The 6,069-nt window shown below is 66.6% G+C and carries 7 protein-coding genes; 6 read left to right on the top strand and 1 reads right to left on the bottom strand.

Annotated features, from left to right (window positions below; all coding sequences use genetic code 11):
• On the top strand, positions 1-767 hold a 767-nt coding region (locus JOZ79_RS02415), incomplete at its 5' end, for a sigma 54-interacting transcriptional regulator (protein ID WP_294070070.1).
• Between the two features lie 6 nt (positions 768-773).
• Here JOZ79_RS02415 and JOZ79_RS02410 read toward each other — a convergent pair.
• A complete protein-coding gene (locus JOZ79_RS02410) occupies positions 774-2,576 on the bottom strand; it encodes an ATP-binding cassette domain-containing protein (protein WP_294070067.1) in 1,803 nt (600 codons plus the stop codon).
• A gap of 159 nt (positions 2,577-2,735) precedes the next feature.
• Here JOZ79_RS02410 and JOZ79_RS02405 point away from each other — a divergent pair, with 159 nt between their 5' ends.
• The 5 genes from JOZ79_RS02405 to JOZ79_RS02385 form a co-directional block, all read left to right on the top strand.
• Positions 2,736-3,092, top strand: coding sequence for a hypothetical protein (locus tag JOZ79_RS02405; RefSeq protein WP_294070064.1), 357 nt, complete (start codon positions 2,736-2,738; stop codon positions 3,090-3,092).
• A 26-nt stretch (positions 3,093-3,118) separates the two neighbouring features.
• Complete coding sequence (locus tag JOZ79_RS02400; RefSeq protein WP_294070061.1) at positions 3,119-3,292, top strand: hypothetical protein; 174 nt, start codon at positions 3,119-3,121, stop codon at positions 3,290-3,292.
• A gap of 99 nt (positions 3,293-3,391) precedes the next feature.
• Positions 3,392-4,057 (top strand): response regulator transcription factor, encoded by a 666-nt coding sequence (locus tag JOZ79_RS02395; protein ID WP_294070059.1) that lies wholly within the window; start codon positions 3,392-3,394, stop codon positions 4,055-4,057.
• 62 nt (positions 4,058-4,119) lie between these two features.
• Positions 4,120-5,502 carry a HAMP domain-containing sensor histidine kinase gene (locus tag JOZ79_RS02390; protein WP_294070072.1) on the top strand — a complete coding sequence of 461 codons (1,383 nt, stop codon included), beginning with the start codon at positions 4,120-4,122 and terminating at the stop codon, positions 5,500-5,502.
• Between the two features lie 96 nt (positions 5,503-5,598).
• Positions 5,599-6,069, top strand: a 471-nt coding sequence (locus JOZ79_RS02385; RefSeq protein WP_294070057.1) for a M13 family metallopeptidase N-terminal domain-containing protein, incomplete at its 3' end; no start/stop codon positions are given.

The following is a 6,069-nucleotide window of genomic DNA, read 5'->3' as shown; positions in this document are numbered from 1 at the left end:
GCGCGTTCGTTGCGATCAATTGTGCTGCCATCCCCGAGAACCTGCTCGAGGCGGAGCTCTTCGGCTATGAGCGCGGGGCATTCACCGGGGCGGTCAAGACCAATGTCGGCAAGATTGAGCTTGCCGAGGGCGGCACCCTGTTCCTCGACGAGGTCGGCGACATTCCCCTGCCCCTGCAGGTGAAGCTTCTGCGCTTCCTGCAGGAGCGCGTCATCGAGCGCATCGGGGGGCGGCAGCCGATCGCGGTCGATACCCGCATCGTCTGCGCGACTCACCAGAACCTCGAGGCGATGATCGGCGACGGCCGGTTCCGCGAGGACCTCTATTATCGCCTCGCCGAGATCGTCGTGAAGATTCCGTCGCTCGCCGAGCGGCCCGGCGACGCGGTCCTGCTAGCGCGGCATTTCGTGAACCGCTTCGCCCGAGAGCTGAACCCGAAAGTGCAGTCGCTCGGGCCGGACGCGGTGGCGGCGATCGACGGCTACGCCTGGCCGGGCAACGTCCGGGAGCTCGAAAACCGGATCAAGCGCGCGGTCATCATGGCGGACGGGCGGAGCGTCGGAGCGGCAGACCTCGACCTGCCCGGCACCGCGGCCGCCGCGCCAGACGCGATCAACCTGCGCGCGGCGCGCGAGATAGCCGACCGCCGCGCGATTCGGCACGCGATGAGCCGCACCGAGAACAATATCTCGGGCGCGGCCAAGCTTCTGGGGATCAGCCGGCCAACCCTCTATGACCTGCTGAAGCAATACCAGCTGGGCAGCTAACGCTCGTCAGGCGCCGACGGCTTCCGCCATTTCCGCGACCTCGAGCCAGCGTTCCTCGGCAGCTTCGATGTCGGCGCGATGGCGGGCGATGCGCTCGGTCAGCTGGGTGAAGCGGTCGGGGTTCTTGAGGAACAGGTCCGCGTCGGACAGCGCCGCCTCATCGGCCGCGACCTCCAACTGCAGCCGCTCGATCTCGCCTGGCAGCCGGTCAAAGTCGCGCTGGTCCTTGTAGGAGAGCTTCGCCGCTTTCCCGCTCGTCGGCCGGGCAGCGGGCGCGTTGTCCTTCGCCGCCGGGCGCGACCCGCCCTTGGCTGGAGCGCGGGCCGCCTCGTACCTTTTGCGGACCCAATCCTCGTAACCGCCGGCGACGATGTCGACCTTGCCCGACCCGTCGAGGCCGAGCGTGATCGTCACCGTCCGGTCGAGGAAGTCACGGTCGTGGCTGACGATGAGGACGGTGCCTTCATAATCGGCAATGACCTCCTGCAAGAGATCGAGCGTCTCGAGGTCGAGGTCGTTGGTCGGCTCGTCGAGCACCAGCAGGTTCGCCTCGCGCGCGAACTCCCGCGCCAGCAGCAGCCGGGAGCGCTCGCCGCCCGACAGTGAGCCGATCGGCGCGTCGGTCAGCGCCGGGTCGAACAGGAACTCCTTGAGATAGCCCTTGATGTGCTTCTTGACCCCGCGCACTTCGATCCAGTCGCCGCCATTGGCGAGCACGTCCTTCACGCGCTTGCCCGGCTCCATCAGCTTGCGCTGCTGATCGATGACGATGCCGCTCAGCGTCTTGGCGAGGCTGACGGTCCCCGTGTCGGGCGCCAGCTCCCCGGTCAGAAGCTTAAGGAGCGTCGTCTTGCCGGCGCCGTTCGGGCCGACCAGGCCGATGCGGTCGCCTCGCTGGATGCGCAGCGAGAAATCGCGGATGATTCGTCGGTCGCCGAAGCTTTTCGACACCTGCTCGGCGTCGATGACGGTCTTGGTGCGCACATCGTCCTTCGCCAATCCAAGCTTGGCCGAACCGGCCGGGCCGAGCATCGCGGCGCGCTGCGCACGCATTTCGTGCAATTTGGAGAGACGTCCCTGGTTGCGACGGCGGCGCGCCGTGACACCCCGCTGCAGCCAGTGAAGCTCGAGCTTCAGCTTTGCATCGAGCTTCTCGGCGGCGCGCGCCTCCTCATCGTAAACGCGTTCGGTCCACGCCTCGAACCCGCCGAAGCCGATTTCCGAACGCCGCAGCTGCCCGCGGTCGAGCCAGATGCAGGAGCGCGTCAGGCGGGTGAGGAAGGTGCGATCGTGGCTGATGACGATGAACGCGCCGGTGAAGCGCTTCAGCCAATCCTCGAGCCATTCGATCGCGCCGAGGTCGAGATGGTTGGTCGGCTCGTCAAGGAGCAGCAGGTCGGGCCCCTGCGCAAGCGCGCGAGCAATCGCGGCGCGACGCCGCTCGCCGCCGCTCGCCGTCGCCACCGCCCGGCCGAGGTCGATGCCAAGCTGGTCGGCGATGGCCGCGGCCTCATGCGCCGCCGGAGCATCGGTACCGTGCAGCACCCAGTCCTCGAGCGTCGCGAAGCCGCCCATCGCCGGGTCCTGCTCGAGCAGCACGACGTGCGTCCCGGGCACGATGGTGCGCTTACCCTCGTCGGTGTCGATCAGGCCGGCGAGGCACTTGAGAAGCGTCGTCTTGCCGGCGCCGTTGCGTCCGATCAATGCTAGCCGGTCGCGCGCGCCGACGTAGAGGTCGAGGCCGCGAAACAGCCAGCCATCGCCCTGGATGAGGCCAAGGTCTTCATAGGAAAGGATCGGTGGAGCCATCGCGGGCAGCCCTTATCGCGATAGAACCTCGATCGGGAAGCCGCATCGGTCGCGAATGTTGCCCTTTGGCAACGGCTGTGACCCTGAACGCATCTGTTCAACGGCATTCATAACGCATTCAATGGACCATGATAGAACAGCCGTTGAAAGAGTCGCGTGATGACTGTGTTCCGATCCCTTGTCGCCGGCCTGTTGGCCGCAGCCCTTGCCAGCGCTCCGGCGGTTGCCGGGCCGCGCCATGGAGGGCAGCCGCAGCCCGGCTGGCAGGAGCGCGACGATGGGCCGCGCGGCTGGCCTCAGCGGGACTCGGACCGGGTGTTTCTCGACGTTCAGCAGGGGCGCGCCATGCCCCTGCCCCAGCTCGAGCGCCGGGTCATGCCGCTGATGCCGGGCGCCGAATATCTCGGGCCGGAACTCAACCGCGGCACCTATCGGCTGAAATTCATGCAGAACGGCCGCGTCATCTGGGTCGATGTCGATAGCCAGACCGGACGCATCATCCGCCGGTCGCGCTAGGCCGCCGGCGCGGGGGACCGAAGGCGATGGACCCCAACTCGCGCAACCTCCTTAAGTCGACCATCTCTTGGAGCGTCTTCTGGACCGTCGCCCTGTTCAGCTTCGTGATTTTCGGGTTGCGGCCGTTGCTCTATGTCCTGGGGCTCATCTTCGAATTGATGGGCGGCACCGGCTTTGATGAGGCCGATCCCAATTCATAGTCGGGCAGGCCCTTGCAAGCCCGGTATCGTTCCGGCCAAGCAACCGATTGTCCGGCGACGGGTTGAGGCGGACAGGGTGAACATCAGCGGGAAGATTTCATGCGCGTCCTGATCGTCGAAGACGAACCCAATCTCGGGCGGCAGCTGCGCTCGACGCTCGAGGGCGCGGGCTATGCGGTGGACCTCGCCACCGATGGCGAGGACGGCCATTATCTCGGATCGACCGAAAGCTATGATGCCGTGATCCTCGATCTCGGCCTGCCGGAGGTGGATGGCCTCACCGTCCTCGATCGCTGGCGCAAGGAGGGGCGCAAGATGCCCGTGCTCGTCCTTACCGCCCGTGACAGCTGGTCGGACAAGGTTGCGGGGCTTGACGCCGGTGCCGACGACTATCTCGCCAAGCCGTTCCAGACCGAGGAGCTGATCGCCCGCCTGCGCGCGCTGATCCGCCGCTCGTCGGGCAATGCGTCGTCCGAGCTTGTGTCGGGCGACATCCGGCTCGACACGCGATCGGGCAAGGTCACCAAGGCAGGCGAGCCGGTCAAGCTCACCGCGCAGGAATACAAGCTCCTCTCCTACCTCCTCCACCACAAGGGCAAGGTGGTCAGCCGGACCGAGCTCATCGAGCATATCTACGACCAGGACTTCGACCGCGATTCCAACACGATCGAAGTGTTCGTGACGCGCATCCGGAAGAAGCTCGGCGCCGACGTGATCACCACCATTCGAGGCCTCGGTTACAGCCTGGAGGAACCGGCAAGTTGAACGAATCCGCCGCCCCGGTCACGGCGGCGGCCGAAGAGCGGCGGCCCGACAGCGATGGGTCGATTCCGCGCGCCAGCGGATCGCTGACTCGACGGCTGATCGTCGTCGCCGCCTTGTGGATCATCGCGTTGCTGCTGATCGGCGGATTCGCGCTCGACCGAGTGATTTCTCGATGGATCGTCGATTCCTACGACAACCAGCTGGTGTTCATCCTCAATTCGATGATCGGCACGTCGGAGATCGGCCCCGATGGCGGCGTTCGCTTCAACCGGGCGCCTGCCGACCAGCGCTTCGCCGAGGCATATTCCGGTCTTTATTTCCAGGTCACCGACGCCGCGGGTGACTCGTGCAAGTCGGGTGCGGTTTCGGCGCTCTGCTATCCATCGCCCTCGCTTTGGGATCGGCGGCTGCACGTTGTCGGCAACCACAATGACGTCGCGCCGCATCGCTACGACAGCGACGAGTTCTCGACCCGGCACCGTTCGGAGCCGCTTCGGATCGCCGAGCGCGATGCAATCCTGCCGGGCTCGCCGATCCGCTGGCGCTTCCAGGTCGCCGAGTCCCGGGAATCGCTGAACGACGAGATCCACCATCTGCGCTCGATCCTGTTCTGGAGCTTCACCGCGCTTGGCGTCGGGCTGTTCATGCTCGCCGCGCTGCAGACCTTCTACGGCCTGTGGCCGCTCCGCCGCGTGCGCCGTGAGGTGGCGGCGATCCGCTCTGGGCAGAAGACCCGAATCGGGAACGATTTCCCCGCGGAGATCCGGCCGCTGACCGAGGAAATCAACGCGCTGTTCGCGCACAGCGAGGCGCAGGCCGAAGAGGCGCGTCGCCACGCCGGCAATCTCGCCCATGCGCTCAAGACGCCCCTGACAGTCATCACCAATGCGGCAACGGCGCGGACGCCCGAGCTTGCCGATACGGTCTGCCGCGAGGCGCAGGTGATGCGGCGGCAGGTCGACCACCACCTCGCCCGCGCCCGCGCGATCGGCCGCCGAGCGTCGGCGCAGGCGCGGGCAACCGTGTGGCAGAGCCTGAAGGCGGTGCAGCGCGCGGTCGATCGCCTGTACGAGGAGGTGACTGTCGACATTGCTGGCGACCACAAGGCGGAGGCCCGGGTCGAGCGGCAGGACCTTGACGAAATGCTTGGCAACCTCGTCGAGAATGCCGCCAAATATGGCGGCGGCCGAGTCTTCGTGACCGTCGAGCGCAACGGCGCCAACGTCGATGTGCTCGTCGAGGATGACGGCCACGGAATCCCCGAAGCCGACCGCGCGTCAATCTTTGAGCGCGGCGCCCGTCTCGACACGACCGGCAAGCCGGGGACCGGCCTCGGCCTCGCGATCGTGCGTGACGTCGCTGAAATCTATGGCGGCAGCATCACGCTCGGCGAGAGCGAGGACCTCGGCGGCCTGCTGGCCACGCTGAGCCTTCCCGCCGGCTGATCGTTGGGGCCACCGTAGCGGTTGGTCGAAAAGCATTGTCGAATCGGCCGTTGGTCGGGCAAGCCTTCGCCGGTTCCGGCAAGGGGTGGGAAGACTATGCGATACAAGGTGATGACGCTCGCGTCCGCGTGCATGCTGGCGATTGCGCCAATGGTGGCCGACGCCGCTCCGCCGGTGTTTGGCACCTGGGGCTACAATCCGGCCGCGATGAACCGCTCGGTCAAGCCAGGCGATGACTTCTTCGCCTACGTCAACGGCAGCTGGTACAGCCACACAGACATTGCGCCCGACCGGACGTTCGTCGGCATCGATTCCGTGCTCAACGACCAGATCGACAAGGACGTCCGCTCGGTGGTCGAGGATTCGGCCCGGGACCCGTCGGCGTCGGGCCACATCGGACAGCAGATCGGCGATCTCTATGCAAGCTGGATGGACCAGCCGGCCATCGAAGCCCGCGGCCTCGCGCCTGCCCGCCCCTATCTCGACCGCATCGCGGCGGTTCAGACCAGGGCCCAGCTGGCGGCGCTGTGGGGAACGCCGGCCTATCCGTCGCCTCTTCCGGCGTTC

Origin of the sequence: Sphingomonas sp. (assembly GCF_019242355.1) — a bacterium.
Classification (GTDB): Bacteria; Pseudomonadota; Alphaproteobacteria; order Sphingomonadales; family Sphingomonadaceae; genus Sphingomicrobium.
This window is presented reverse-complemented; position numbering and strand designations above follow the sequence as displayed.